Annotated in this window: 27 protein-coding genes; 7 read left to right on the forward strand and 20 right to left on the reverse strand. The window is 73.1% G+C overall.

Going from position 1 to position 26,082, the window contains the following annotated elements; all coding sequences use genetic code 11:
- Positions 1 to 44: 44 nt before the first annotated feature.
- Positions 45 to 950, reverse strand: coding sequence for a LysR family transcriptional regulator (locus tag AC0693_RS02930; protein WP_478800817.1), 906 nt, complete (start codon positions 948 to 950; stop codon positions 45 to 47).
- Positions 951 to 1,029: 79 nt separating this feature from the next.
- Between AC0693_RS02930 and AC0693_RS02935 the strand changes: the two genes are divergently transcribed.
- From AC0693_RS02935 to AC0693_RS02945, 3 genes are all read left to right on the forward strand, one after another.
- Complete coding sequence (locus AC0693_RS02935) at positions 1,030 to 1,719, forward strand: MOSC domain-containing protein (protein WP_356403831.1); 690 nt, start codon at positions 1,030 to 1,032, stop codon at positions 1,717 to 1,719.
- A 25-nt stretch (positions 1,720 to 1,744) separates the two neighbouring features.
- Entirely contained in the window at positions 1,745 to 2,518 is a 774-nt protein-coding gene (locus AC0693_RS02940) for an SDR family NAD(P)-dependent oxidoreductase (protein WP_478738932.1), read from the forward strand.
- Between the two features lie 74 nt (positions 2,519 to 2,592).
- On the forward strand, positions 2,593 to 3,282 hold the full coding sequence (locus AC0693_RS02945) for an ester cyclase (RefSeq protein WP_469317020.1): 690 nt from the start codon (positions 2,593 to 2,595) through the stop codon (positions 3,280 to 3,282).
- Positions 3,283 to 3,395: 113 nt separating this feature from the next.
- Here the strand turns inward: AC0693_RS02945 and groL are convergent, their stop codons facing one another.
- Positions 3,396 to 5,027: a chaperonin GroEL gene (groL, locus tag AC0693_RS02950; protein ID WP_356403822.1), complete on the reverse strand. Its 1,632-nt coding sequence runs from the start codon at positions 5,025 to 5,027 to the stop codon at positions 3,396 to 3,398.
- A gap of 132 nt (positions 5,028 to 5,159) precedes the next feature.
- A complete protein-coding gene (gene groES, locus AC0693_RS02955) occupies positions 5,160 to 5,468 on the reverse strand; it encodes a co-chaperone GroES (protein WP_283455899.1) in 309 nt (102 codons plus the stop codon).
- 440 nt (positions 5,469 to 5,908) lie between these two features.
- Here groES and AC0693_RS02960 point away from each other — a divergent pair, with 440 nt between their 5' ends.
- Positions 5,909 to 7,306 (forward strand): FtsW/RodA/SpoVE family cell cycle protein, encoded by a 1,398-nt coding sequence (locus AC0693_RS02960; protein WP_356403819.1) that lies wholly within the window; start codon positions 5,909 to 5,911, stop codon positions 7,304 to 7,306.
- A gap of 5 nt (positions 7,307 to 7,311) precedes the next feature.
- Here AC0693_RS02960 and AC0693_RS02965 read toward each other — a convergent pair whose 3' ends face one another.
- Genes AC0693_RS02965 through AC0693_RS02975 form a run of 3 tightly spaced genes read right to left on the reverse strand, consistent with a single transcriptional unit; the run spans position 7,312 to position 9,982 of the window.
- Positions 7,312 to 8,109 (reverse strand): GNAT family N-acetyltransferase, encoded by a 798-nt coding sequence (locus AC0693_RS02965; protein WP_478800818.1) that lies wholly within the window; start codon positions 8,107 to 8,109, stop codon positions 7,312 to 7,314.
- A 35-nt stretch (positions 8,110 to 8,144) separates the two neighbouring features.
- Entirely contained in the window at positions 8,145 to 9,035 is an 891-nt protein-coding gene (locus AC0693_RS02970; protein WP_469317024.1) for a polysaccharide deacetylase family protein, read from the reverse strand.
- Positions 9,032 to 9,982, reverse strand: a complete 951-nt coding sequence (locus AC0693_RS02975) for a polysaccharide deacetylase family protein (RefSeq protein ID WP_468463038.1) — start codon at positions 9,980 to 9,982, stop codon at positions 9,032 to 9,034. The genes AC0693_RS02970 and AC0693_RS02975 overlap by 4 nt, the downstream gene beginning before the upstream one ends.
- 100 nt (positions 9,983 to 10,082) lie before the next feature.
- On the opposite strand from AC0693_RS02975, the gene AC0693_RS02980 reads away from it, so the two are divergent.
- Complete coding sequence (locus AC0693_RS02980) at positions 10,083 to 11,267, forward strand: class I SAM-dependent methyltransferase (RefSeq protein ID WP_478800819.1); 1,185 nt, start codon at positions 10,083 to 10,085, stop codon at positions 11,265 to 11,267.
- Here the strand turns inward: AC0693_RS02980 and AC0693_RS02985 are convergent.
- The 5 genes from AC0693_RS02985 to tsaB form a co-directional block, all read right to left on the reverse strand.
- The gene (locus AC0693_RS02985; protein ID WP_478800820.1) at positions 11,197 to 11,958 is read right to left on the reverse strand and encodes a hypothetical protein; all 762 of its coding nucleotides are present in this window, start codon (positions 11,956 to 11,958) and stop codon (positions 11,197 to 11,199) included. The genes AC0693_RS02980 and AC0693_RS02985 overlap by 71 nt on opposite strands.
- 105 nt (positions 11,959 to 12,063) lie before the next feature.
- On the reverse strand, positions 12,064 to 12,363 hold the full coding sequence (locus AC0693_RS02990) for a hypothetical protein (protein WP_356403801.1): 300 nt from the start codon (positions 12,361 to 12,363) through the stop codon (positions 12,064 to 12,066).
- Entirely contained in the window at positions 12,360 to 13,511 is a 1,152-nt protein-coding gene (tsaD, locus tag AC0693_RS02995; protein ID WP_356403798.1) for a tRNA (adenosine(37)-N6)-threonylcarbamoyltransferase complex transferase subunit TsaD, read from the reverse strand. Before tsaD ends, AC0693_RS02990 begins: the two co-directional genes overlap by 4 nt.
- Complete coding sequence (gene rimI, locus AC0693_RS03000; protein ID WP_478800993.1) at positions 13,504 to 13,998, reverse strand: ribosomal protein S18-alanine N-acetyltransferase; 495 nt, start codon at positions 13,996 to 13,998, stop codon at positions 13,504 to 13,506. The genes tsaD and rimI overlap by 8 nt, the downstream gene beginning before the upstream one ends.
- Before the next feature lie 35 nt (positions 13,999 to 14,033).
- Entirely contained in the window at positions 14,034 to 14,696 is a 663-nt protein-coding gene (tsaB, locus tag AC0693_RS03005; RefSeq protein WP_356403795.1) for a tRNA (adenosine(37)-N6)-threonylcarbamoyltransferase complex dimerization subunit type 1 TsaB, read from the reverse strand.
- A gap of 154 nt (positions 14,697 to 14,850) precedes the next feature.
- Between tsaB and AC0693_RS03010 the strand changes: the two genes are divergently transcribed.
- Complete coding sequence (locus tag AC0693_RS03010; protein ID WP_478800821.1) at positions 14,851 to 15,408, forward strand: hypothetical protein; 558 nt, start codon at positions 14,851 to 14,853, stop codon at positions 15,406 to 15,408.
- Positions 15,409 to 15,515: 107 nt separating this feature from the next.
- Here the strand turns inward: AC0693_RS03010 and AC0693_RS03015 are convergent, their stop codons facing one another.
- From AC0693_RS03015 to AC0693_RS03055, 9 genes are all read right to left on the reverse strand, one after another.
- The gene (locus AC0693_RS03015) at positions 15,516 to 15,725 is read right to left on the reverse strand and encodes a hypothetical protein (protein WP_478738919.1); all 210 of its coding nucleotides are present in this window, start codon (positions 15,723 to 15,725) and stop codon (positions 15,516 to 15,518) included.
- Between the two features lie 169 nt (positions 15,726 to 15,894).
- Complete coding sequence (tsaE, locus tag AC0693_RS03020) at positions 15,895 to 16,446, reverse strand: tRNA (adenosine(37)-N6)-threonylcarbamoyltransferase complex ATPase subunit type 1 TsaE (protein ID WP_478800822.1); 552 nt, start codon at positions 16,444 to 16,446, stop codon at positions 15,895 to 15,897.
- On the reverse strand, positions 16,406 to 17,578 hold the full coding sequence (locus AC0693_RS03025) for an alpha/beta fold hydrolase (protein ID WP_469317029.1): 1,173 nt from the start codon (positions 17,576 to 17,578) through the stop codon (positions 16,406 to 16,408). Before AC0693_RS03025 ends, tsaE begins: the two co-directional genes overlap by 41 nt.
- Positions 17,579 to 17,663: 85 nt before the next feature.
- Positions 17,664 to 18,803, reverse strand: coding sequence for an alanine racemase (gene alr / locus AC0693_RS03030; protein ID WP_356403781.1), 1,140 nt, complete (start codon positions 18,801 to 18,803; stop codon positions 17,664 to 17,666).
- A 289-nt stretch (positions 18,804 to 19,092) separates the two neighbouring features.
- Positions 19,093 to 20,589: an NAD(P)H-hydrate epimerase gene (locus AC0693_RS03035; RefSeq protein ID WP_478800823.1), complete on the reverse strand. Its 1,497-nt coding sequence runs from the start codon at positions 20,587 to 20,589 to the stop codon at positions 19,093 to 19,095.
- 33 nt (positions 20,590 to 20,622) lie between these two features.
- Positions 20,623 to 20,991 carry a holo-ACP synthase gene (locus AC0693_RS03040; protein WP_356403775.1) on the reverse strand — a complete coding sequence of 123 codons (369 nt, stop codon included), beginning with the start codon at positions 20,989 to 20,991 and terminating at the stop codon, positions 20,623 to 20,625.
- A gap of 25 nt (positions 20,992 to 21,016) precedes the next feature.
- Positions 21,017 to 22,867 carry a glutamine--fructose-6-phosphate transaminase (isomerizing) gene (gene glmS / locus AC0693_RS03045; protein WP_478800824.1) on the reverse strand — a complete coding sequence of 617 codons (1,851 nt, stop codon included), beginning with the start codon at positions 22,865 to 22,867 and terminating at the stop codon, positions 21,017 to 21,019.
- Between the two features lie 128 nt (positions 22,868 to 22,995).
- Complete coding sequence (locus tag AC0693_RS03050) at positions 22,996 to 23,778, reverse strand: hypothetical protein (protein ID WP_478800825.1); 783 nt, start codon at positions 23,776 to 23,778, stop codon at positions 22,996 to 22,998.
- Positions 23,779 to 23,919: 141 nt separating this feature from the next.
- On the reverse strand, positions 23,920 to 24,174 hold the full coding sequence (locus tag AC0693_RS03055) for a hypothetical protein (RefSeq protein WP_478800826.1): 255 nt from the start codon (positions 24,172 to 24,174) through the stop codon (positions 23,920 to 23,922).
- 764 nt (positions 24,175 to 24,938) lie between these two features.
- Here AC0693_RS03055 and coaA point away from each other — a divergent pair.
- Positions 24,939 to 26,045: a type I pantothenate kinase gene (gene coaA, locus AC0693_RS03060; RefSeq protein ID WP_478800827.1), complete on the forward strand. Its 1,107-nt coding sequence runs from the start codon at positions 24,939 to 24,941 to the stop codon at positions 26,043 to 26,045.
- The last annotated feature ends 37 nt before the right edge of the window (positions 26,046 to 26,082 follow it).

The following is a 26,082-nucleotide window of genomic DNA, read 5'->3' on the forward strand; positions in this document are numbered from 1 at the left end:
CGCCACCGGGGCGTCACCCGCCCGGCCGTACCGCCGTACGGCCGTCAGCGGGCGGCGGCCCGCTCCAGCTGGTCCAGGGTCGCCGCCACGGCAGGGACCCGGGCCAGGTCCGCCAGGGTCAGCGCCACGACCTCCCGTTCCACGGCCGGTTCCACCGCCAGCGCGGCCACGCCCTTGGCCCGTACGGACTCCACCGCCAGCTCGGGCAGCACCGCCACGCCCAGCCCCGCGCCGACCAGGCCCACCACGGCCGGGTAGTCGTCGGTGGCGAAGTCGATCCGCGGGGTGAATCCCGCGGCCTCGCACACCTCGACCAGATGGCGGCGGCAGCGCGGGCAGCCCGCGATCCAGGGCTCCTCGGCCAGTTCCGCGATGCCCACGCGCCCCGCCCCCGCCAGCCGGTGCCCCTCGGGCACCAGCCCGACCAGCCGGTCGGTGAGCAGCGGGCGCACCACCAGGTCGTCCCACTCGGCGACCGGTCCCTCCGGCGCGGTGCCCGCGTACCGGAAGGCCAGCGCCACGTCGCAGTCCCCCTCGCGCAGCATCTCCACCGAGCGCGGCGGTTCCGCCTCGACCAGGGAGATGCGGGTGCCGGGGTGCGCGGCGCGCATCGCGGCGAGCGCGGTCGGCACCAGCGTGGAGCTGCCGCTGGGGAAGGAGACCAGCCGGACCCGGCCGGCGCGCAGCCCGGCGATGGCCGCGACCTCTTCCTCGGCGGCGGTGAGCCCGGCGAGGATGCCCGCGGCGTGGCGGACCAGCGCCTCACCCGCCTGGGTCAGCCGCATCTCGCGGCCGGTGCGGACGAGCAGCGGAGTGCCCGCGGACTGTTCCAGCGCCTTCATCTGCTGGGAGACGGCGGGCTGCGTGCAGCCCAGTTCACGGGCGGCGGCGGAGAAGGAACCCGTACCGGCCACGGCGCGCAGGACTCGGAGATGACGTGCCTCGATCACCCTGCGAGCATAAGCCTTGCTTTGGAGACGGCGCCCGGGTGCATGGACGTCTTTGAGGGGGCTCGGTTAGCGTGCACCCATGCAGCTGATGTCCCTGAACGTGGCCCGCCCGCTGTCCGTGGAGTACACCGACGCCGACGGCGGCGTGACCGGCTGCGACAAGCGGCCGGTGCCCGGGCCCCTGCGCATCGTCGCCCCGGGCCCCAAGGGGCGGGGCGCGAGCGGGGTGGAGGGCGACGCCGTCTGCGACCTGCGCCACCACGGCGGCGACCACAAGGCGGTCTACGCCTACGCCCGCGAGGACCTGGACTGGTGGGAGGCCGAGCTGGGCCGGCCGCTGCCCGCGGGCGTCTTCGGCGAGAACTTCACGACGTCGGGGCTGGACGTCACCGGCGCACGCCTCGGCGAGCGGTGGCGGGTCGGCGCGGAGCTGGTCCTCGAAGTGGCGTCCGCCCGGATCCCGTGCCGGACCTTCCAGGGGTTCCTGGGCGAGCCGGGCTGGGTCAGGCGGTTCACCCGGGAGGTCCGCCCGGGCGCGTACCTGCGGGTGATCCAGGAGGGGCAGGTCTCCCCCGGCGACCCGATCGAGGTGCTCCACCGGCCCGGCCACGAGGTGTCGGTCGGCTTCTGGTTCCGCGCGTTCACCACCGAACGCGCGCTGCTGCCGCGCACCCGGGCGGCGGGCGACGCGATGGATCCGTCGGGGCACGAGAAGGTCCGCTCGTACCTGGACAAGCTCGGCGACGAGGGCGCCGGGGCCCGGGGCTGACGCGTCCTGCGGTTAGGTTGCGCGTATGACGACTGCGTTGATCACAGGATCCACGGCGGGCATCGGCGCCGCCTTCGCCCGCAAGCTCGCCGCCCAGGGGCACAACCTGGTGCTGGTGGCACGGGACACCAAGCGGCTGGGCGAGCAGGCCACCGAGCTGCACGACCGGCACGGCATCGAGGCCGAGGTGCTGACCGCCGACCTGTCCACGGAGGAGGGGATCTCGGCGGTCGAGCGGCGCCTGGCCGACCTCAAGCACCCGGTGGACCTGCTGGTCAACAACGCGGGCTTCGGCAACAAGGGCCGCTACCTGGACGTCCCGATGGCCGACGAGCTGGCGATGATCAAGGTGCACATCGAGGCGGTGCTGCGGCTGACCTCGGCCGCGACCGGATCGATGCGCACGCGCGGGCGCGGGGGCGTGGTCAACGTGGCCTCGGTGGCGGCGTTCCTGCCGCGCGGGACGTACGGGGCGAGCAAGGCCTGGGTCGTGCAGTTCACCCAGGGCGCGGCCAAGGACCTCGCGGACTGCGGGGTCCGGCTGATGGCCCTGTGCCCCGGGTTCGTCCGTACGGAGTTCCACGAGCGGGCGGGCATGGGCACCGACAACATCCCCGGCTGGATGTGGCTGGACGCGGACAAGCTGGTCGCGGCGGCGCTGGCCGACCTGGCGCGCGGGCGGGCGGTCTCGATCCCGGACCCGCGCTACAAGGCGCTGATGAGCATGGTGAAGCTGGCCCCGCGGGGGCTGCTGGGCGGGGTGTCCTCGCGGACGGGCCGCAAGTACGGACCGCAGTAACCACCCGGTAACCACCCAAAAGGCCCCATCCTCCCTAGACTGGACGTGTCCCTATCCCGCCGGGAGGCGACGCGATGACATTCGTACAGATTATCGATTACGAGACGAGACGGTTCGACGAGATGAACGCCCTCATCGACCGCTACGCCGAAGAGACCGCGGGCAGGCGCACGGTCACGCACACCCTGATCGGCAAGGACCGCGAGGCGGGGACGCACTACGTGGACCTGGTCGAATTCCCGTCGTACGAGGACGCCATGAGGAACTCTCAGCTCCCGGAGACGGAGCGGATGTTCCAGGAGATGGTGAGCCTCTGCGACGGCATGCCCACCTTTACCAACCTCGACGTGGTCCGCGAACAGCACCTCAACACCCTCATCGCGAACCGGGTGTTCAAGGAGATCGCGGAGCAGGGCCGGTTCGAGGCCATCGACGAGTGCGTGTCGGCGGGGTACGTCACCCACGACATGATGGACACCGAGGGCCGGGGCAACGGCCGCGAGGGCATGCGGCGCACGATCGGCATGTGGCGCGATGCCTTCGACTTCACTTTCGACATCACGCGCCAGGTCGCCGAAGGGGACTGCGTCACCACGCTGTGGGACTGGAAGGGCACGCACAAGGGCGAGTTCATGGGCCTCGCGCCGACCGGCAGGGCCGTCGCCATGTCGGGCTGCACGACCGTCCGGATCGAGAACGGGCAGATCGCGGAAGACTGGTGGTACTACGACGCACCGGGCCTGATGCGCAGCATGGGCAGCTGAGCCGCGGCAGACGGACCGCGGCAGACGAAGAGGGCCCCCGTCCCAGTGGAACGGGGGCCCTCTCTCGCTACTGCCGGCAGTACCGACGCCGGCTCAGCACGTCACCGACGAGGTCAGTGGCTGTGGCCGTGGCCACCGTGGCCGTGACCGGCGTCGCCCTCGTCCTCGGCCGGCTTCTCGACGACCAGGGTCTCGGTCGTGAGCAGCAGGGAGGCGATGGAGGCGGCGTTCTCCAGAGCGGAACGGGTGACCTTGACCGGGTCGATGACGCCGGCCTTGACCAGGTCGCCGTACTCGCCAGTCGCGGCGTTGAAGCCCTGGCCCTTGTCGAGCTCGGCGACCTTCGCGGTGATCACGTAGCCCTCCAGGCCCGCGTTCTCCGCGATCCAGCGCAGCGGCTCGACGGCGGCGCGGCGCACGACCGCGACACCGGTGGCCTCGTCGCCGGAGAGGCCGAGGTTGCCCTCCAGGACCTTGACGGCGTGGACGAGCGCGGAGCCACCGCCGGAGACGATGCCCTCCTCGACCGCGGCGCGGGTCGCCGAGATGGCGTCCTCGAGGCGGTGCTTCTTCTCCTTCAGCTCCACCTCGGTGGCGGCGCCGACCTTGATGACGCAGACGCCGCCGGCGAGCTTCGCCAGGCGCTCCTGCAGCTTCTCGCGGTCCCAGTCCGAGTCCGTGGACTCGATCTCGGCCTTGATCTGGTTGACGCGGCCGACGACGTCGTCGTGGCTGCCGCCACCGTCGACGATGACCGTGTCGTCCTTGGTGATCGTCACGCGGCGCGCGGTGCCGAGGACGTCCAGACCGGCCTGGTCGAGCTTGAGGCCGACCTCTTCGGCGATGACGGTGGCGCCGGTGAGGGCGGCCATGTCCTGGAGCATCGCCTTGCGGCGGTCACCGAAGCCGGGGGCCTTGACGGCCACGGCGTTGAAGGTGCCACGGATCTTGTTCACGACGAGGGTGGAGAGCGCCTCGCCCTCGACGTCCTCGGCGATGATCAGCAGCGGCTTGGAGGCGCCCGCCTGGATGACCTTCTCCAGCAGCGGCAGCAGGTCCTGGATGGACGAGATCTTGCCCTGGTTGATGAGGATGTAGGGGTCCTCGAGGACGGCCTCCATGCGCTCCTGGTCGGAGACCATGTACGGCGAGAGGTAGCCCTTGTCGAAGGCCATGCCCTCGGTGAACTCCAGCTCCAGGCCGAAGGTGTTGGACTCCTCGACGGTGATGACACCGTCCTTGCCGACCTTGTCCATCGCCTCGGCGATCAGCTCGCCGACCTGGGTGTCCTGCGCGGAGAGCGCGGCCACGGCGGCGATGTCGGACTTGTCCTCGATCGGACGGGCGGTCTCCAGCAGCTCGGCCGAGACGGCCTTGACCGCCGCGTCGATGCCCTTCTTCAGGGCGGCCGGGGAGGCGCCGGCGGCGACGTTGCGCAGGCCCTCGCGGACCAGCGCCTGGGCCAGCACGGTGGCGGTGGTGGTGCCGTCACCCGCGATGTCGTTGGTCTTGGTCGCCACCTCCTTCACGAGCTGGGCGCCCAGGTTCTCGTACGGGTCGTCGAGCTCGACCTCGCGCGCGATGGTGACACCGTCGTTGGTGATGGTGGGGGCGCCGAACTTCTTGTCGATGACGACGTTGCGGCCCTTGGGGCCGATCGTCACCTTGACCGTGTCGGCAAGCTTGTTGACGCCGCGCTCCAGAGCGCGACGGGCGTCCTCGTCAAACTTAAGAATCTTCGGCATGGGAGCGGTACAGCCCTCTCGTTGCGATCCCCGGCCGCTCACCGCGACCGCCTGAACGAACTACGCCCCTCGCCGCCCGGCATCAGCAGGGGTGACCAGGGGCGCAGCTCACAGCAAAACTGGTGAAGTGTCTTACTTCTCGACGATCGCGAGCACGTCGCGGGCCGAGAGGACGAGGTATTCCTCGCCGTTGTACTTCACTTCGGTGCCGCCGTACTTGCTGTACAGGACGACGTCGCCGACGGAGACGTCCAGCGGCAGGCGCTGGCCGTCCTCGAAGCGACCCGGACCCACAGCGAGGACGACGCCCTCCTGGGGCTTCTCCTTCGCGGTGTCCGGGATGACCAGGCCGGAGGCCGTGGTCTGCTCGGCGTCGAGCGGCTGGACCACGATGCGGTCCTCAAGCGGCTTGATGGCAACCTTGGAGCTGGTGGTCGTCACGTTCCGGTCTCCCCCTTCGGAGATCTCACGGGGTTAACTGTTTTGGGGTGGCGACCAGGTGGTTCCGTCGTCGCGGGTGCCGGACCTGCCTGTCGCTGTGTTGGCACTCACCAGTGGCGAGTGCCAGGCCCGAGACTATTCCGGCGATTAGCACTCGGTCAAGCGGAGTGCCAATTCTGGGTCCGGCGTCGCGTCGGATCCGGGGCCGGGGCGGGTCACGTGTGGGGCGCGACACTGCTCACCGAGGGGCTCGCAGGCAACCACGGGGGCGCGGTACACGTCGTAGACGATATGAAGATAAAGCGCCTCAATGCCGAGCAGACAGGACCCGGGGCCGCCGCGGGCCCGAGCGTACCGGGTGCCGCTGCCTCGTCACCGGGGGCGCGGACGCCCGGTTCCGCCGCGGCCGGCCCGCGGTGCACCGACGGTGGCGGCGTGCCGTGCGCGGCCTGAGCGCGCGCACGTCGACCTCGGGCGCCCGTCGCCGTACGGAGGCGCTGCTGCTGGGCCTGGTCGTCGTCATCACGGTCGCCGGGCACGCCAGTGCGGGACTCGCGCTGAACGACCGGCTGCCCGACAACCTCACGGGTTTCACGGTCAGCATGACGCTGCTGTCGCTGGTGGGACACCTGGGCGTGCGCCGGTTCGCGGCGTACGCGGATCCGCTGATCCTGCCGCTGGCGATGCTGCTGACGGGGCTCGGGCTGGTGCTGCTGCACCGGCTGGACCAGTCGTACATCGAGCGGTACAACTCCCCGGCGGTGGCGCCGGGGCAGCTGATGTGGTCGGTGGTGGGCGTCGCGGCCGCGCTGGCGGTGGTGGCGCTGCTGCGCGACCACCGGCTGCTCCAGCGGTTCATCTACATCACGATGGTCGTCTCGCTGGTGCTGCTGATCGCGCCCGCGTTCTTCGGCGCGGACAAGTACGGCGCCAAGCGGTGGATCAACCTCTTCGGGCTGTCGCTCCAGCCGGGCGAGTTCGTGAAGATCATGATCGCGGTCTTCTTCGCGGGCTACCTGGTCCTGCACCGCGACACCCTGGCCCTGGCGGGCCGCAAGTTCCTCGGCATGCGGCTGCCGCCGATGCGCCAGCTCGGCCCGATCATCACGGTGTGGCTGGTCTCGCTGATGGTGCTCGTCTTCGAGCGCGACCTCGGCACCTCGCTGATCTTCTTCGGGGTGTTCGTGGTGATGCTCTACGTCGCCACCGAGCGCACCAGCTGGATCGTGTGCGGCGGGATCATGGCCGCCCTCGGCGCCTTCGTCGTCGGCTCGACCGAGCCGCACGTCAAGGGGCGCGTCGCCGCCTGGCTGGACCCGCTGTCGTACTACCAGAACCCGCGGCCGCCGGGCATCACCTCCGACCAGTCGGCGCAGGCGCTGTTCAGCTTCGGCACCGGCGGGGTCACCGGCACCGGGCTCGGCATGGGCCACCCGGAACTGATCAGCTTCGCGGGGCGCAGCGACTTCATCCTGACCACGGTCGGCGAGGAGCTGGGCCTGGCCGGGGTGATGGCCGTGCTGCTGCTGTACGCGCTGCTGGCCCAGCGGGGGCTGCGGATGGCGCTCGGGGCCCGGGACCCCTTCGGCAAGCTGCTGGCGGTCGGCCTGGCGTCGGCCCTCGCGCTCCAGGTGTTCGTGGTCGCGGGCGGGGTGACCGGGCTGATCCCGCTCACCGGAAAGGCGCTGCCGTTCCTGGCGAGCGGCGGTTCGTCCCTGCTGGCCAACTGGGTCATGATCGGGCTGCTGATCCGGATCAGCGACAGCGCGGAGCGCCAGCGGGAGGCGGATTCCCTGCCGGTGTCGGAGCCGCCGGCCACGCTGGCGGCGGTGGCGTAGGCGTCCTAGAGGCTCTGGTCGCGCTCGAAGACGTGCACCCGGCCGACGGGGGCGAAGCCGCGGCGCTCGTACCAGTGGCGGGGCCAGTCGGCCTCGTCGGCGGTGAGGAAGCGCGTGGTGCAGCCCGCCGCGGCGGCGGCGCGCAGGCCCGCGGCCAGGACGGCGTCGCCGTAGCCGCGGCCCAGCTGGTCCGCGGCGGTCATCAGGTCCTCGATCTGGGCCGTGCCGGAGGCCGGGTCGAGGTAGAGGTCGGCCCAGGCCGCGACGTCCCCTCCGGGGGTACGGGCGCCCAGGAAGCGCACGGTCTCGGCGCCCCGCAGGCGGGCCCGGCGGCGGTCCACGAGCTGGCGCAGGACCTCGTCCCCGACGTCCGGCAGGAAGCCGCGCCAGCGGCGGGCCAGCGGCTCGCGGAAGGCGGCCGCCTCCACCTCCCCGGCGGCGGGCTCCCCGGGGCCCGCGGCGGGCGGCGGCGGACCGGTGTGCCGCAGGACGACCAGGGGCAGGTGGGCGTACCCGGCGCGGACCATGGACGGCGCGCAGGCGGCTCCGCCCTCGTCGTCGAGGACGCTGACCAGCCGGAACGGCAGGTGTCCCAGCGCCGCGTCCGCGATGCCCGCCAGCTCCGCCGGGTCCACGGCCGCGGGGTCGTCGATGACGACCTGGTTGTCGGCCCGGGAGGCGTGGAAGGTGTCGTCCAGCGCCGCGAACCCGCCGGGCACCGCGACCGTGCGCTCGGCCTGGCGCCGCGCGAAGCCGGAGAGGAAGGCGGTGATCCGGCGCATGCCGGGGTCCGGTGCGTGCATGCCCGCACCCTAACCAGCCGCCGTCGAGGAGCTGACTAGAGGTAGTCCTCCAACCGCCCGATCTTGTAGCCCTGTTCCTGGATGCGCTGGAGCATCCGGGTGGTCATCTCGATCTCGGTGGAGCCCTTCAGCTCCGCGGGGCCGCGGAAGTGGGCCAGGATGATGTCACCCGGCTTCAGGGCGCTGCCTTCCGCGTACTGGAAGTTGTTGATCTGCATCGAGGCCCGCCACAGCACCGCGTAGGAGAGCCCGCACTCGGAGGCGGCCCGCAGGGTGTCGTCGTTGTAGTTGCCGTACGGCGGGCGGAAGAGCGGCGGCTTCGCGCCGAACCGCTTCTCCAGGCGTTCCTGCTGGCCGCATATCTCCTTCTTCTGCGCCGCGAAGGACAGCGTGCGCAGGTTCGGATGGGTCAGCGTGTGGTTGTTGACCGTGCTGTGCGAGCCGTTGTCGCGCAGCGACTGGAAGTGGCCGTAGTCCGACGAGGCGATGTTGTCGGTCAGGAACATGCTGATCGGCAGCTTGAGGTCGGCCGCCATCTTCAGGAACTCGGGGTTCTTCTCCGCGCCGTCGTCGAAGGTCAGGAAGACCGTCTTCTCGCCGGCGGGCACGGGTATTCGGTCCACCACGGGTATCCGGCCCGGCGCCGCCTTCGGGAGCTGCGGCTTCTGCGCGGGCTTCGCGGCGAACTCCAGCGGCTTGGCGAGGCCCCACCGCCGGTGGGCGTCGTTCGCGGCGGGGCTCGGCGGGGCGGCGCTCGCGGACGGCGCGGGGGACGGCGTACCGCTCGCCGCCGCCCCCTGCGACGCTTCCGTGGTCTTGCGGCCGAGCCGTTCGATCGGGTCCACGCTGTTCCCGCACCCCGAAAGGGACAGCGCGAGCGCGCCGGCCGCCAGCGTTCCGGCCGTCAACCGGCGCGCGATGCTCACAAGTAGTCCTCCAGGCGGGCCACGGCGTATCCCTTCGCCGTGACGGTCTTCATCACTTGTCGGATCATGTCAGGCATGGTGCCCTTCCAGTCCTCCCGGCCCCGGAAATGGGTGAGGATGATGTCGCCCGGGTGCAGGTCCTGGTCGTACTCGCGCCAGTCCATCTTGTCCGTGAACGCCTCGGCGTTCCAGATCGGGACGGCCTTGACCCCGCACGACTTGGCCGCGCGCAGCGTGTCCTCGTTGTAGTTGCCGTAGGGCGGCCGGAAGAGCTTCGGGCGCTTGCCGAACTCCTTCTCGATGGTGTCCTGCATCCCGCAGATCTCCTGGCGCTGCTTCTCGTAGGAGAGGGCGGGCAGGTAGCGGTGGTTGAGCGTGTGGTTGTTGATGCCCACGCCCAGGGACTGCATCTGCTTGAAGTACGCGTAGTTGTCGCGCACCAGGTAGTCGCTGAGGAACGCCGTGTACGGGATCTTCAGCTCCTGCATCATCTTCAGGAACTCGGGGTCCTTCTCCGCACCGTCGTCGATCGTCAGGAAGACGACCTTGTCCTCGGTGGGCACGGTCGTGAAGACCGGCGGGAGGCCCTCGCCGTCCTCCACCTCGAAGCCCTTGCGGAAGGTGATCTCCGGCTTGGTCTTCGGCGCCGGGGGCGCGGCCAGCGGCGCAGCGGCCAGGCCCCACTTCTTGGCGGCCAGCGCCCGGGCCCGCTGGAGCTGCTCGGCGGTGACCGCGGGGCCGCCCCGGGCGCCGGATGCGCCGTTCTGGCCGGACTCCGCCGTCTTCGCCTTCTTGTCCTTCACCGCGGGGGCGGATTCCGTGGAGCCGCAGGCCGACCCCAGGGCGGCGACCAGCAGCGCGGCCAGCGCCACCCCGTACCGGCCGCGGGGACCCGCGGCGCGGCGACCGATACGCGCGTTATCTTCCTTTTTTCCTACTAGCTGCATAGCAGCGCATCCTGGCACCCGGGCCCCGCGCGCCCCCGGCGACACCGCGACCGGCGCCGGACGATCCATCGAGTGGCCCACACTGTCCGACAATGAAGCGGTGAACCCCGAAGACCTCGCCGCCCTGCTCGCCCCCGAGGGGCAGGCCCTGCTCGACTCGCTGCACGACTACGACCCGGCCCGGGAGATCGCGGTGGCCACCCGGCTGCGCCGCGAGCACCCCGCCGAGCTGGTCTCCGCCGCCCTCGGGCAGGCCCGGCTGCGCCAGCGCGCGGTGGTGAAGTTCGGCGCCGAGGACGCGTACCGCATGTACTTCACGCCGGGCGGCGGCGAGATGGCCACCCGGGCCTCCGTGGCGGAGTACCGCGCCGAGCGGATCGCCGCGCTCGGCGTACGGTCGGTCGCCGACCTGTGCTGCGGCATCGGCGGGGACGCGCTGGCCCTGGCCCGTGCCGGGATCCGGGTGCTCGCCGTGGACCGGGACCCGCTGACCGTCGCCGTGGCCCGCGCGAACGCGGCGGCGCTGGGGCTGGCGGACCTGATCGAGGTCGTGGAGGCCGACGTCACCGAGGTCGACACCGCCGGCTACGACGCCGTCTTCCTCGACCCGGCGCGGCGCGGCGGACGCGGGCGGATCTTCGACCCCGAGGGGTACTCGCCGCCGCTCTCCTGGGCCGTCGGGACCGCCCGGGCAGCGAAGTACGCGGCCATCAAGATCGCCCCGGGGATCCCGCACGAGGCGGTCCCCGCCGAGGCCGAGGCGGAGTGGATCTCCGACGGCGGCGACGTGAAGGAGGCCGTGCTCTGGTTCGGCACCTCGCCGGGCGCCGTCCGCGCCACCCTGCTCCCCGGCCCGCGCACCCTGCGCACCGAGGATCCGCTGCCGGACCCCGAGGCCGGACCGGTGGGGCGCTACCTCTACGAGCCGGACGGGGCGGTCATCCGTGCCCACCTCGTCGCGGAGGTCGCCGAGCAGCTGGGCGGGCGGCTGATCGACCCCACCATCGCCTACATCACCGCGGACGAGCTGCACGCGACGCCGTACGCGACCGCGTACGAGATCACCGACGTGCTGCCCTTCGGCCTCAAGAAGCTCAAGACGCTGCTGCGCGAGCGCGGGGTGGGCGTCCTGACCGTCAAGAAGCGCGGCTCGGCGATCGAACCGGAGGAACTGCGCCGCAAGGTCAAACCGCAGGGACCGAACTCGGCGACGGTCATCCTGACCCGAGTGGCGGGCGCTCCTGCGATGCTGATCGGCGCTCCTGCGCGGGCAACCGAGCGGTGACGGTCGCGGCCCCGGCGGCGGGCTCCCCGGCGCCGGGCTCCCCGGCCACGGGCGCGGCCGCGGAGTCGGCCGCCGGCGGGACGGGCCGGAAGGCGCGCAGCGCCCAGCGGTAGTGCGCGGCCGCCTTCCCGGCGCCCAGCAGCCCGGTGATCCACAGGATCATCCCGAGGCCCATGAAATAGGCCACCTCGCCGTACGTGTCCGCGCCGGGCCGTGCTCCGCCCGCGCTCCCGAAGGTCACCCACAGCCCGAGCGCGCACAGGACGAACGAGGACATCAGCCAGACCAGGCTCCGCCCCGGCATGCGCAGCCTGCGGTCGTTCACCGGATCGCGGTCCGACTCCGCCCACGCGCACAGCAGTTGGCGGACGCGGCGGTCCCGTTTGACGCCCCACACGAACCAGAACCCGGCCGGTACGAGCACCCCGGCGCCCAGCACCAGGAAGACCGCGCCGACCAACGCCTCGACCAGGACGCCCTCTTCGAAGGCCATCAGGGCCATCCCGACGAAGGACCAGCCGAGGGCGAAGACGGCGCTGACCGCCCAGAGCAGCAGCAGCCGCCCCGTGCCCAGGCTGAGCCGCTCCAACTCGCCCAGGAAACGGGCCCGGTCGGCCCGGACGGCGGTCTGGTCCAGCCATGCACGCAGGTGCACGGGCGGCGGCGAGGGCGGCAGGTCGGGGCGGGGCATGCGCATGACCATAGCGGCACTCCGGAACGCTCCGAGCCCGGACGTGCCGCCGCGTTCGCGGCCGGCCGCGGGCCGGTAGCGGGCCGACCGCAGGCCGGCCGTGCGTCAGCCGCCGGTCAGCTCGACGGACTCGAAGCGCCACCGGTGCACCGGCCGGGCGATCAGGTCGGCGCGGGGCTCGGGCAGTTCGGGCAGCGCGTCCGCGCCCGTGCCCGCGCTGCCGTCCGCCGCCTCCGGCCCGGTCTGCCACCAGGTGATGACCAGGACCCGGTCCTGCGCCGCCCGGAACACCTCGCGCCGCACCGGTTCGCGCGCGAGCACCTGCGAACGGGCCCACTCCAGCAGCTCGCCGCCCCGGCCGTCGGCGGCCCGGGCCTCCCACATGACGGCGACGGTGGTGCTCATGAGTACAGGTTGTCCTTGCTCAGCTCGTGCACGTGATCGTGGTCGTGCGCGTGCCCGTGCGGCTGCCCGTGGTCGTGGCCGTGCGCGTGCTCCCCGTCGTGGGACGCCCCCGGCACGTGCGGCTCGGTCACCGGCAGGGAGGAGTCCGCCGACAGGTCCCAGTCCGAGGCCGGCCGGTTCCGCTTGACCATCTCCGCGCCCAGCGCCGCCACCATCGCGCCGTTGTCGGTGCACAGCTTGGGACGCGGCACGCGCAGCACGATGCCCGCGTCGTCGCAGCGCTCCTGCGCCAGGGACCGCAGCCGCGAGTTCGCCGCGACGCCGCCGCCGATCATCAGGTGGTCGACGCCCTCGTCCTTGCACGCGCGGATCGCCTTGCGCGTCAGCACGTCCACCACGGCCTCCTGGAAGGACGCGGCCACGTCGCGCACCGGCACCTCCTCGCCGGCCTTCCGCTTCGCCTCGATCCAGCGCGCCACCGCGGTCTTCAGCCCGGAGAAGGAGAAGTCGTACGCCGCGTCGCGCGGCCCGGTCAGCCCGCGCGGGAAGTTGATCGCCTTCGGGTCGCCCTCGCGCGCGAGCCGGTCGATGACCGGGCCGCCCGGGAAGCCGAGCTGGAGCACCCGCGCGATCTTGTCGAAGGCCTCGCCCGCCGCGTCGTCGATGGTCGCGCCCAGCGGCCGGACGTCGCTGGTGATGTCGGGGGCCAGCAGCAGCGAGGAGTGGCCGCCGGAGACGAGCAGGGCCATCGTGGGCTCGGGCAGCGGCCCGTGCTCCAGCTGGTCCACGCAGATGTGGGACGCGAGATGGTTCACGCCGTACAGCGGCTTGCCGAGCGCGTAGGCGTAGGCCTTCGCCGCCGATACGCCGACCAGCAGCGCGCCCGCCAGGCCGGGGCCTGCGGTCACCGCGATGCCGTCGAGGTCGCGGGCGCTGACCCCGGCCTCCTTCAGGGCGCGTTCGATGGTGGGGACCATCGCCTCCAGGTGCGCGCGGGAGGCCACCTCGGGCACGACCCCGCCGAAGCGCGCGTGCTCGTCCACGCTGGAGGCGATCGCGTCGGCGAGCAGCGTGGTGCCGCGCACGACACCGACACCGGTCTCGTCGCAGGACGTCTCGATACCGAGGACGAGCGGTTCGTCAGCCATAGGATTCACCTTGTACGGGTCCGTCCGTGGAGACGGAGCTTGCGGGATCGGAGAGTCGCATCACGAGCGCGTCGACGTTGCCGGGCTGGTAGTAGCCGCGGCGGAAGCCGATGGCCTCGAAGCCGAAGCGCTCGTAGAGCCGCTGGGCACGGGTGTTGTCGACCCGTACCTCCAGCAGCACCTCGGCGCACTCGAACGCGGTGGCGGCGCCGAGCAGGTCGGTGAGCAGCCGGGCGCCGAGCCCGGTGCCCCACTGGTCGCGGGCCGCCGCGATGGTCTGTACGTCGCCCAGGTCACCGGCGGCGGCGAGCCCGGCGTAGCCGACCAGGCGGCCGCCGTCCGCCTCCTCGGCGACCACGTAGCGGAGGGTGGCGAGCGGGCCGCGGGCGTGGGCCAGTTCGGACCAGAACATCCCCGCGGACCAGGCGTCCTCGGGGAACAGCTCGTGTTCCAGTTCCAGCACGGGCCCGATGTCCCACCAGCGCATCTCGCGCAGCAGGACGGCCGGGGCGGTCGGGGCCGTCACTGGGGCGTGACCACCTTGTAGTTCTTGGGCACCTGGGCGTCGGGGCGGCGCAGGTACAGCGGGGTCGGCGGGAGGAACTCCGCCCCCGCCGCCAGCCGCTGGGCGGCCAGCGAGGCCAGGGCGCCGGCCGACTGGTGCTCGGGGCCGCGCGCGTCCGGGAAGGACTCCGGGTAGAGCAGGGCCCCGGCGCCGACCACCGGCAGCCCGGCGAGCTGCTCGGCGATGTCGGCCGGGCGGTCCACGGCGGGCTCGGTGGTCCGGGTGCGCGGGTCCTCGTACCGGGCCCAGTACACCTCCTTGCGGCGGGCGTCGGTGGCCACCGCGAAGGGGCCCTCGATCCCGGCGTCACGGGCGGCGTAGGCCAGCCCGTCGAGGGTGCACAGGCCGTGCACCGGCACGCCGAGGACGGAGGCGAAGGTGGCGGCGGTGACGAGACCGACGCGCAGCCCGGTGTACGGGCCGGGGCCGACGCCCACGACGATGCCGGTCAGGGCGTCGAGCTTCAGCCCGGCTCCGGCGAGGACCTTCTCCACGGTGGGCAGCAGCAGCTCCCCGTGGCGGCGGGCGTCGACCTGGTGCGCCTCGGCGATGACGGACTCACCGTCGTGCAGGGCGACGGTGACGGCGGGCGTGGCGGTATCTACAGCGAGCAAGAGCACGCGAACAGCCTACGACTCCGCGGCCCCGGGCCTTCGCGGCCGGTCCGGCGGCACCCCGGCTGCTACCGTCAGCGCGGGTGCATCCAGCGGTGTGATCAAGCGTTGAATCCCCCGGGACCGCGAGGGCGCCGGGGCGGCGGAGAGGTGGAGCAAGGTGGCACGCAGCAGCTCGGGAATCGTGGCCGGGCTCACCGCCGCGGCACTGGCAGCGGTCGGTTTCCTCGGCTACCAGGCGTCGGCGAGCGCTCCGGCCCGCCCGGCCGCGGCCGTGAAGCAGCCGGCCGCCTCCACCGCGCCGAGCCCCGCCGCGCCCGACGCCGCGGGCAAGCCGGCGCCGGTGCCGGCCGATTCGGGCAAGGGCGTGCGGGTCGTCTACTCCGTGTCCCAGAAGCGGGTCTGGCTGGTCGGCGCGGACGGCGTGGAGACGAAGAGCTTCGCGGTGGTGCCGAGCACGGTCCATCCCAAGACGGGCAGCTACTCGGTGGACACGCGCCGCGGCACGGTCACCGGTTCGGACGGGGCGCCGATCGAGCACGTGGTGCTCTTCGCGACCACGGACGGGGTCGTGATCGGTTTCAGCGCCCGGGTGGACGGCGCGACGCCGGAGCCGGACACGACGAAGAAGACGGGCGGCATCCGCATGACGCGGGCCGACGGGGACGCGATGTGGAACTTCGCCACGATCAACACGCGGGTGGTCGTCGTCCCCTGACGGCGGACCGCCACGATTGACCCGAACGGGTGAGGCCGCGACGGGTGCGACGCCGCGTCACGGTGACCGGCGCCGCGTCGGGGTGCCCCCCTCGGGTCGGGTACGGCTCAGGCCGCTTCGGATTCCGGAGCGGCCTGTGTGCGTACGGACGCGGGGACGGGCGCGGACGCCGGGGCGGCCGGGCGCGCGGGCGGGGTCGAGACGGCGGTCGCGGCGCGGCACGAGGCGAGCAGCGCGCCCATCGACGGTCCGGGGGCGGAACGGTACGCGGACGCGGACGCGGCGGACGGGCGGGGAACTCGCTCTTCTGCCGACATGGCTGCCTCCTGGGCATTCGACCGATCGTCGAAGTTAGGTAGACCTAACCAGCTCTCGGTACCATGTCACCACGGCCCCCGCCATCGGCGCAACATTTTACCGACGCGTTGTCGGTACCCGTGCGAACGTTGTCGGAAAGTCCAGTGCCGCCAGGGATGTCCGGGCCCCTCAGACGCCCCCGGCCCCGGCGAGCGCCTCGATCCCCGCGTCGGCCCAGCGCGCGCCCACTCCGTACACCGAGACCTCGCGCATGTCGTCAAGGACCTCCTCGTGGCCGACGGCGCGCCGGATCACCACGTGCAGCCGGTCGTCGGACAGCTCCTCCACCTTGCCGTCGCCCCATTCGACGACGACCACGGACTCGGGCAGCGAGACGTCGAGGTCCAGGTCCTCCATCTCCTCCAGCCCGCCGCCGAGCCGGTACGCGTCCACGTGGACCAGCGCCGGACCCTCGCCCAGCGGGGGGTGGACCCGGGCGATGACGAAGGTCGGCGAGGTCACGGCCCCGCGCACGTCCAGGCCCTCGCCGAGGCCGCGCGTCAGGGTGGTCTTGCCCGCGCCGAGTTCACCGGTCAGCAGGACGAGGTCGCCGGGGCGCAGCAGCGCGGCGAGCCTGCGGCCCAGGCCCTGCATGCCCTCGGGGGAGTCGATCGTGATCAGGGTCGCGCCGGTCGCGGCCTCAGCCGCCCGGTTGTGCGGTGCTTGCAGCGGTGCTTCCATGCCCGCCAACGTTAGCGGCTGCCGGGACCGCTCCCGTGCGGGCCAGCAGCTCGGTGAGCAGGGCGGTGACGGTCTCCGGGCGCTCCAGCATCATCAGGTGCCCGGTCTCCTCCAGGATCACCAGTTCCGCGTCCGGCAGCTCGGCGGCGATGGCCGCGCTGTGCTCCGGCGGGGTGATCATGTCGCGGTCCCCGGCGATGACGGTGACGGGAAGGTCCGCGAACGCCCGCAGTGCGGTCGTCTTGTCGTGGAGCATGATCGCCGGGAAGAACTCGGCGACCACGTCGATCGGGGTCGCCTCGATCAGCCGCTCGGCGAAGCGCGCCACGTCCGGGTCCACGTCCGGCGAGCCGAACGAGTACCGCTTGATCATGCCCGCGAACAGGTCGGCGGTGGCCCGGCGCCCCTTCTCCACCAGTTCCACCTGCGAGCACAGCGCCCGCAGCACGCCCGGCAGCACCCGGCGCACCGCGCTGACCCCGACCGAGGGCAGCCCGTACGTCACCTCGCCGAGCCGGCCGCTGGAGGTGCCGACGAGCGCCACGCCGACGACCCGGTCGCGCACCAGCTCGGGGTACTGGGCGGCCAGCGCCATGGCGGTCATGCCGCCCATGGAGTGGCCGACGAGGATCAGCGGGCCCTCGGGCGCGGCGGCGTCGATGACCGCCTTGAGGTCGCGGCCCAGCTGGTCGATGGTGACCGGTACGCCCTCGGCCTGCGCGACGCCCCGTGCGGAGCGGCCGTGGCTGCGCTGGTCCCAGTAGACGGCGCGGACCACGCCGCGCAGCGCGGCGCGCTGGAAGTGCCAGGAGTCCTGGCCGAGGCAGTAGCCGTGGCAGAAGACGACGGTGGCGGCCGGGGCGGGCTTGCGGCGCAGCCGGCGGCGCTTGGCGCCGTCCTCGGGCAGCTCGTCGCACTCGTAGTGGAGCAGCGTGCCGTCCTCGGCGCGGCAGGTGCCCTCGGTGCCGCGCAGGGTGCCGTAGGGGCCCGAGGCGTCGAGCGCGAGGCGCGCCTTCATCCGGATCCCGCGGCCGACCGTGAGCCGCTCGACGGCCACTCCGGCCGCCGCACCGGCTGCCACGACGCCGATCGCGGCGCCCGCCCAGCCCGCCTTTCGCCAGTTCTCGCCCACGCCGACCTCACTCAGCCAGGAAACCCAGAAACACCGGATATGCAGTCATTCAGCGGCACAGGCGCCACCCCTACGAATGTCCCGATCACGCATGGAGATGCACCCGGGGCACCCGGGACCCGATCCGCGTGACGATCTCGTAGGCGATCGTCCCGGCGGCCCGCGCCCAGTCCTCGGCCGTCGGTTCGCCCCGGTCGCCCGGGCCGAAGAGGACGGCCTCGTCGCCGGAGCGGACGTCCGCGCCGGGTCCGAGGTCGACCACGAACTGGTCCATGGCCACCCGCCCGGCCACCGTCCGCACCGCGCCGCCGACCAGCACCGGACCGGTGCCCGAGGCGTGCCGCGGGACGCCGTCGGCGTAGCCGGCCGGGATCAGGGCGAGCCGGGTGTCCCCCGGGGTCGTGTAGTGGTGCCCGTAGCTCACGCCGTGGCCGCCGGGTACGTCCTTGACCAGGGCGACCGAGGCCTTGAGCGTCATCGCGGGGCGCAGGCCCAGCTGGGCGGAGGTGCCGAGTTCGGGGGCGGGCGAGACGCCGTAGACCGCGAGGCCGCAGCGCACCAGGTCGAAGTGGCTCTCGGGGAGGGTGAGCGTGGCCGGGGAGTTGGCGATGTGCCGGACCTCGGGGTCCACGCCCTCCTTCTCGGCGTAGCCGAGCATCTCGCGGAAGGCGTCCAGCTGGAGCTGGATGGAGGGGTGGCCGGGCTCGTCGGCGCAGGCGAAGTGCGACCACACGCCGGTGACCTTGACGGTGCCCTCGGCCTGGGCGGCGACGGCCGCGCCGACCAGTTCGGGCCAGTCGGCGGGCTGGCAGCCGTTGCGGCCGAGGCCGGTGTCGGCCTTGAGCTGGATCCTGGCCGTCCGGCCGCTCGCGCGGGCGGCGGCCCGTACCTCTTCGAGGGCCCACATGCCGCTGACGGCCACGTCGACGTCGCGCTCGACGGCTTCCCGCCACGGGCCGCCGGGGGTCCACAGCCAGCACATGATCCGCCCCGCGATGCCCGCCTCGCGCAGCGCGAAGGCCTCCTGCGGGGTCGCCGTGCCGAGCCAGGTCGCGCCGGCCTCCTGGGCGGCCCTGGCGCAGGCCACGGCCCCGTGGCCATAGGCGTCCGACTTGACGACGGCCATCAGCTCGGCCCGGGGTGCGCGGGCGCGCAATGCGCGCACGTTCCCCCGTACGGCGTCAAGATCGATCTCGGCGTGTACGCGCGGCGGTGTCTCATTCATCGCCGCAAGTGTCTCAGAACCCCACCAGCGCGCCGCTCAAGCACCCGACGAGCCGACACCTTGACCAGGTCCCCTTCCCCCGACCGCCCCCCGGGGACCCCGCCTCAAACGCCGGCGAGGCTGGGGTGTCCGCGCTGAACGCGGCCCAGCCAAGTCAGCCCGTCCGGCGTTTGAGGACCCGCCGGAGGCCCCACCCGGCCGCACCGGCCCAACGCCCGTGGACGGGTGCGGACCGAGTGCCCTCCGGGGGCGCCTCAAACGCCGGCGAGGCTGGGGTCGGCCCGGGAGGTCACCGGGGCCCGGGGGCGACCACCGCGCGCCACGCCGTGGGGAGGGCTTCCGCGACCTCGTGGGCCAGGAGCGGCGCACCCCCGGCGGCGCCGCGGGCCGCGAGGCCGTGGAGGTGGGCCGCCATCGCACCCGCTTCCGCCACCCCCAGCCCCCCGGCCAGCAGCGACCCCGCCAGCCCCGACAGCACGTCACCGCTGCCGGCGGTGGCCAGCCAGGGCGTCCCGGTGCCGTTCACCCACACCGGGCCCCGCCCCCCGGCACCCGCTTCGGCCCGGGCACCCACACCGGCCCCGGCCCCCGCACCCGCACCCGCACCCGCACCCGCCACCAGCGTCGTGGACCCCTTCAGCAGCACGGCGCACCCGTACCGCCCCGCCAACTCCCGTACCGACGCCAGCCTCTCCCGCTCGACCTCCTCTCGCCCCACCCCCAGCAGCGCCGCCGCCTCCCCCGCGTGCGGCGTCATCAGCACCGGCGCGCCCCGCCCCCGCAGCACCTCCGGATCCAGCCCGCGCAGGCCGTCCGCGTCCACCAGCACCGGCACCCCCTCCGCGGCCGCCGACGCGAGGAGCTGCGCCACCTCCTCCTCCCGCCCCGCCCCCAGGCCCGGTCCGACCACCCACGCCTGCACCCGCCCGCGCCCGGCCAGCACCTCCGGGTAGCGGGCCAGCACCATCTCCGACGCGTGCGCGGGCCCGACGTACCGCACGGCCCCAGCCCCGCCCCGCAGCGCGCCCGCGACGCACAGCACCGCCGCCCCCGGGTACTGCGCGGACCCGGCGACGACGCCCACGACCCCGCGCCGGTACTTGTCGCTCTCCGCGGAGGGCCGCGGCAGCAGAGCGCCCGCGTCGGCCCGCCCGAGCGCCCGCACCGCCGCCCCGTCCGGACCCGGCAGGGCCAGCCCGATGTCCACGAGCCGTACCTCCCCGGCCCGTTCGGCCCCGGGGTCGATCAGCAGCCCCGGCTTGTACGCCCCGAAGGTGACGGTCACGTCCGCCCGTACGGCCGCCCCCGCCACCTCCCCGGTGTCCGCGTCCACCCCGCTCGGCAGGTCCACGGCGACGATCCGCGCCCCCGGCGGCACCTGCGCCACCAGCGCGGCGGCCGCCGGGCGCAGCCCGCCGCGCCCGCCGATGCCCAGCAGCCCGTCCACGACCAGATCCACCCGCTGCGGCACCCGGTCGGCCACCCGGCCCCCGGCGCCCCGCAGCGCGGCCAGTCCGCCCGCGTGCGCCCGCTCGGGGTCCAGGAGCACGGCCGTCACCCCCGCGCCCCTGCGCGCCAGGCGTGCGCCCGCGTAGAGCGCGTCGCCCCCGTTGTCCCCGGTCCCCACGAGCAGCGCCACGCGCGCCCCGTACACCCGCCGCAGCAACCCCGCGCAGGCGGCGGCCAGTCCGGCCGCCGCCCGCTGCATCAGGGCGCCTTCGGGCAGCCGCGCCATCAGCTCGCGCTCGGCGGCCCGTACGGTCTCCACGCTGTAAGCAGTACGCATCCCACCAGCGTGCCCGATCCCCGGGCGCGCGGCTCAGCCCTCGGCGATCACCACGGCCGACGCCACCCCCGCGTCGTGGCTGAGCGAGAGGTGCCAGGAGCGCACCCCCAGCTCCCGCGCCCGCGCCGCCACCGTCCCGGAGACCCGCAGCCGGGGCTGCCCGCTCGGTTCGACGTACACCTCGGCGTCGGTCCACAGCATCCCGGCGGGCGCGCCGAGCGCCTTGGCCAGGGCTTCCTTCGCGGCGAACCGGGCGGCGAGCGAGGCGACCCCGCGCCGCTCGCCGCTCGGCAGGTTCAGCTCGGCCTCGACGAAGAGCCGCGCCGCCAGCCTGGGCGTACGCGCCAGCGACTCCGCGAACCTGTCGATCGCGGCCACGTCGATCCCCACACCGATGATCACTTCTCGGACTCCGAACTCGCTGCGCTCACTCCACCGTCACGGACTTGGCGAGGTTACGCGGCTGGTCCACCTCGTTGCCCCGCGCGGTCGCCAGCTCGCAGGCGAACACCTGCAACGGCACGGTCGCCACCAGCGGCTGGAGCAGCGTCGGCGTGGCCGGGATCCGGATGAGGTGGTCGGCGTACGGCACCACCGCCTCGTCGCCCTCCTCCGCGATCACGATCGTGCGCGCCCCGCGGGCCCGGATCTCCTGGATGTTCGACACGATCTTGTCGTGGAGCACCGAACGGCCCTTGGGCGAGGGCACCACGACCACCACCGGCACGTCCGCCTCGATCAGCGCGATCGGCCCGTGCTTCAGCTCGCCCGCCGCGAAGCCCTCGGCGTGCATGTACGCCAGCTCCTTGAGCTTGAGCGCGCCCTCCAGCGCCACCGGGTAGCCGACGTGCCGCCCCAGGAACAGCACGGTGTTCTTGTCCGCGAGCGAGCGGGCCAGCTCCCGGACCGGCTCCATCGTCTCCAGTACGGTGTCCACCGCGCCCGCGATGTCCGACAGTTCGCGGATCACCGCGCGGATCTCGTCGCCCCACTTGGTCCCGCGGACCTGCCCGAGGTAGAGCGCGACCAGGTAGCAGGCGACCAGCTGGGTCAGGAACGCCTTCGTCGAGGCGACCGCGACCTCCGGGCCGGCGTGCGTGTAGAGGACCGCGTCGGATTCGCGCGGGATCGTCGAGCCGTTCGTGTTGCAGACGGCCAGCACCTTCGCGCCCTGCTCGCGGGCGTGGCGCAGCGCCATCAGCGTGTCCATCGTCTCGCCGGACTGGGAGATGGCGATGACGAGGGTGCGCTGGTCGAGGATGGGGTCGCGGTAGCGGAACTCGCTGGCCAGCTCCGTCTCGCAGGGGATCCGCGTCCAGTGCTCGATGGCCAGCTTGGCGATCATGCCGGCGTGGTAGGCCGTACCGCAGGCCACGATGACGACCTTGTCGACCTCGCGCAGCACGGAGGCGGGGATGCGCACCTCGTCCAGGGTCAGCGAGCCGCTCGCGTCGATCCGGCCGAGGAGGGTGTCGGCGACGGCCTTCGGCTGCTCGGCGATCTCCTTGAGCATGAAGTAGTCGTAGCCGCCCTTCTCCGCGGCCGAGGCGTCCCAGTCGACGTGGTAGGCGCGCACGTCGGCGGGCGAACCGTCGAAGTTGGTCACCGACACGCCGTCGCGGCGCAGTTCGACGACCTGGTCCTGGCCCAGCTCGATCGCGGACCGGGTGTGGGCGATGAAGGCGGCCACGTCCGAGGCGAGGAAGTTCTCGTCCTCGCCGACGCCCACCACGAGCGGGGAGTTCCGGCGCGCGCCGACCACCACGTCCGGGGCGTCCGCGTGGACGGCGACCAGCGTGAAGGCGCCCTCCAGCATGCGGCAGACGCGCCGCATGGCCTCCGCCAGGTCGCCGCCCGAGTCGGCGAACCGCTCGGCGAGCAGGTGGGCGACGACCTCGGTGTCCGTCTCGGACTCCAGCCGGTGCCCACGCTCCGTCAGCTCGGCGCGCAGCACGGCGAAGTTCTCGATGATGCCGTTGTGGACGACGGCCACGCGCCCGGAGTTGTCCAGGTGCGGGTGGGCGTTGAGGTCGGTGGGCCCGCCATGGGTCGCCCACCGGGTGTGCCCGAGTCCCGTGGAACCGGCGGGCAGCGGGTGCCCGACCAGTTCCTTCTCCAGATTGACCAGCTTGCCGGCCTTCTTGACGGCGGCGAGCCCTCCGTCGGCGAGCACGGCGACACCGGCCGAGTCGTAGCCCCGGTACTCCAGCCGCTTGAGTCCGGCAACGACCACATCGAGCGCAGATTGCGCTCCCACGTAACCCACGATTCCGCACATAGGCGGCACCCTACGCCGAGCACGGGGCTCGGTCCGGGACCCCAACCGGACGAAAAACCCGCCCCGGCGAATGTGCCGGAGCGGGGTTGACGCGACCTGACCCGGGGTCACCCGGGCGCGTGCGAGGGTCAGCCGAGCTTCTTGACCTGTGCGTCGACGAGGGTCTTGGGCAGCGCGGCGTCCGTCGTCGGGGACACTGAGTAGAAGGACGCGAGGGTGTTGCCCTTGCGGACCACCACGAGCTGGGTGGCGACCTTCTCGCCCTCCACCTCACGCTCGACGGCGTAGGCGACGGCCTCGTCACCGGCGGTCACGGCGGTGCCCGGGGTGACCTTCGTGACCTTGCCGGTCTCGGACTCGCTGGCCCCCGGGTAACCCGCGGCGCACGGGGTGCCCGCCGCCTTCACCGCGGCGAAGGCCTCGTCGGCGCCATTGCCGTCGTAGGAGTTCAGGCCGACCATCGTGACGGTCACGCTCAGGGCGTCCTTGACGGCCTTGAGCTTGTCCTCCGCGGAAGCGTCGGCGGCGGGCTGCTTCGGCTTGCTGCTGGCCTTGGCGGCCGCGTTGCCCGCGGACTTGCCGGCGCCGGCGCCCGACATCGCCTGGGCGAGCGGCCGGCACTCGGCCTTGGTGGTGGCGTAGGCCGCGGCGGCGCCCGTGACCTCGTCGGGGGCGGCCTCCTTGACCAGGTAGTCAGCGACCTCGGCCTGGGTGACGAGCAGCGGCTTCAGCTCCGCGGCCGTCTTCGCCTTGGCGGCCGGCCCGGCGGCCGGCGTCGACGCGGCGGCCGAGGCACCCGCGTCCTTCGGCTCGTCCTTCGCCGCCTTGTCCGAGCCGCACGCGGTGGCGAGCAGCACCAGCGACACCGCCGAGGCGGTCAGGACGGAACGGCGGACGAGGGTGGAACGCACGATGAATCTCCCCTATGACTCAAAAAATGATGTTCGCGGCAGTGCCGCCCGAGCAATGTACGAGCGATTGCGCCCGGGCCCACCGCGATTTCCGGGCCCGCCCGCCAATCGTGACCAGGGCGATACCGGGCTGCGGCCCCCTCAGTCGAGCTTACTGATCTGTGTCTGGATGATGTCCCGGGGCTGATCGGCCCGTCCCCATGACGGAGTCGCGGTGAAAGAGGCGAGGACGTTGCCCTTGCGCACCACGACCAGCTGGCTGATCACCTCGTCGCCTCCCACGTTCCGCTCGACGGTGTAGGCGACCGACTCGTCTCCTGCTACGACAGAAGCGGTGGGGGCGATCCTGGTGACCTTGCCCGCGTCCTCGTCGTGGGCCGTCGTAGCCGGCCGCACAGGTGACGGCCGCTTTGCGAAGCTCGGCCAGGGCTTCCACGGCGCCGCCGCCTCGGTACGAGCTGAGGCTGATCACCATGGCGGCACCGGGCGCGTCCGTCGCGGCCCACCGCTCCTCGTCCGTCGCACCGCTCGGAGCGGCACCCTCCGGCCGGCCGGCGGCCTTGGCGGCGGCGGCCTCGGCGGGAGCGCCCACCCCTACGCCGGCTTGGGTATCGCTCAAGGGTGAGCACGCGGCCTCGGTACTGCCGAACGTGGTGGCGAGGGCGAAGGCCCGGTACCTCTCATGCGTCGCGACCACGTAGGCCGGCAGATCCTTCGGCCCGACCAGCATCCCGACCAGCTCCGGCCGGGTCCTGGCCGCGGGCCCGGAAGCGGCCGCGGACGGTACCGCGGAGGTTTCGGTGCCCTTGGGGCCGTCCTTCCCGCGCGCCGTCCCGGCCGGCCCGCATCCGGCTGCCGACAGCCCGAGGGACACCACGGCGGCGCCGACCGCCCATGGGCGAACACGGCTGAGGCGCACGACGGCCCTCCCCCACGGCTCGGCGACCGGCCACTCCTGCGGCCGCCCCAAATCCACGGGCCGATACGCACCGGCGTACGAGGGTTTCCGGTCCCCCAGCACGCCTTCGCCCCCCGTTTCGGCCACCCCGGCCCGGCACCGGGTCCCGTAACCCGCGTGAACACCGGCTACCCCCCGTGATCACTCCCCACGTGACCGACCACACCACCCACAACCGGCCGCGACCCCCGACAATGGCGGTGTGATCACTTCGCCGCCACGAAGCACCACGGACCCCGCCCCGGACCCCACCGAGGGCCCTGTCGCGGGCGCCGCCGAGGGCCCTGTCGCGGGGGCCGGCCCGGACCGCGCAACGGAGCGCGCCGACCGGCCGGAGCGTTCCGCCCACCGCCGGGCGGACGCCTCGCCGTACGTCGACCTCACCCGGGCGGAGTGGAGCGCGCTGCGCGAGCGCACCCCCCTGCCGCTGACCGCCGACGAGCTGGAACGGCTGCGCGGCCTCGGGGACGTCATCGACCTCGACGAGGTCCGCGACGTCTACCTGCCGCTCTCGCGGCTGCTCAACCTCTACGTCGGCGCCACCAGCAACCTGCGCGGCACCCTGAACACCTTCCTCGGCGACGCGGGCAACGGCCACGGCGCCCAGCAGGGCACCCCCTTCGTCATAGGGGTCGCCGGCTCCGTGGCCGTCGGCAAGTCCACCGTGGCCCGTCTGCTCCAGGCGATGCTGGCCCGCTGGCCGGAGCACCCGCGCGTGGAGCTGGTCACCACGGACGGCTTCCTCTACCCGATGAAGGAGCTCCAGCGGCGCGGCCTGACCGCCCGCAAGGGCTTCCCCGAGTCCTACGACCGCCGCGCGCTCACGCGTTTCGTCGCCGACATCAAGGCCGGCAAGGACGAGGTCACGGCCCCGGTCTACTCGCACCTCATCTACGACATCGTCCCGGGCGAACGGCTCGTCGTGCGCCGCCCCGACATCCTGATCGTCGAGGGCCTGAACGTCCTGCAGCCCGCGCTGCCCGGCGAGGACGGCCGCACCCGGGTGGCCCTCGCCGACTACTTCGACTTCAGCGTGTACGTCGACGCGCGCCCCGAGGACATCGAGCGCTGGTACCTGGGCCGCTTCCGCAAGCTGCGCGAGACCGCCTTCCAGAATCCTTTCTCCTACTTCCGCAAGTACACCCAGGTCTCCGAGGAGGAGGCGCTGGACTACGCGCGCACCATGTGGCGGACGATCAACCGGCCCAACCTGCTGGAGAACGTCGCCCCCACCCGCGGGCGCGCCACCCTCGTCGTCCGCAAGGGGCCCGACCACAAGGTGCAGAAGCTCAGCCTGCGCAAGCTCTGAGGACCGCCGCCCCGCCGCCGGCGGCTAACCTGCCGGG

The sequence above is a fragment of the Streptomyces sp. NPDC043876 genome (genome assembly GCF_056435825.1).

Bases quoted from the DNA above. Each gene is read 5' to 3' on its own strand.
- AC0693_RS02935 (WP_356403831.1), top strand. From the start codon at position 1,030: ATGCAGCTGATGTCCCTGAACGTGGCCCGCCCGCTGTCCGTGGAGTAC.
- alr (WP_356403781.1), bottom strand. From the start codon at position 18,803: ATGAATGAGACACCGCCGCGCGTACACGCCGAGATCGATCTTGACGCC.
- glmS (WP_478800824.1), bottom strand. From the start codon at position 22,867: ATGTGCGGAATCGTGGGTTACGTGGGAGCGCAATCTGCGCTCGATGTG.
- groL (WP_356403822.1), bottom strand. From the start codon at position 5,027: ATGCCGAAGATTCTTAAGTTTGACGAGGACGCCCGTCGCGCTCTGGAG.
- AC0693_RS03035 (WP_478800823.1), bottom strand. From the start codon at position 20,589: ATGCGTACTGCTTACAGCGTGGAGACCGTACGGGCCGCCGAGCGCGAG.
- rimI (WP_478800993.1), bottom strand. From the start codon at position 13,998: ATGCGCTGGTGGGACATCGGGCCCGTGCTGGAACTGGAACACGAGCTG.
- AC0693_RS02975 (WP_468463038.1), bottom strand. From the start codon at position 9,982: ATGCAGCTAGTAGGAAAAAAGGAAGATAACGCGCGTATCGGTCGCCGC.
- AC0693_RS02985 (WP_478800820.1), bottom strand. From the start codon at position 11,958: ATGCCCCGCCCCGACCTGCCGCCCTCGCCGCCGCCCGTGCACCTGCGT.
- AC0693_RS02965 (WP_478800818.1), bottom strand. From the start codon at position 8,109: ATGCACGCACCGGACCCCGGCATGCGCCGGATCACCGCCTTCCTCTCC.
- tsaE (WP_478800822.1), bottom strand. From the start codon at position 16,446: ATGGAAGCACCGCTGCAAGCACCGCACAACCGGGCGGCTGAGGCCGCG.
- tsaD (WP_356403798.1), bottom strand. From the start codon at position 13,511: ATGGCTGACGAACCGCTCGTCCTCGGTATCGAGACGTCCTGCGACGAG.
- AC0693_RS02940 (WP_478738932.1), top strand. From the start codon at position 1,745: ATGACGACTGCGTTGATCACAGGATCCACGGCGGGCATCGGCGCCGCC.
- AC0693_RS03015 (WP_478738919.1), bottom strand. From the start codon at position 15,725: ATGTCGGCAGAAGAGCGAGTTCCCCGCCCGTCCGCCGCGTCCGCGTCC.
- AC0693_RS02945 (WP_469317020.1), top strand. From the start codon at position 2,593: ATGACATTCGTACAGATTATCGATTACGAGACGAGACGGTTCGACGAG.
- AC0693_RS02990 (WP_356403801.1), bottom strand. From the start codon at position 12,363: ATGAGCACCACCGTCGCCGTCATGTGGGAGGCCCGGGCCGCCGACGGC.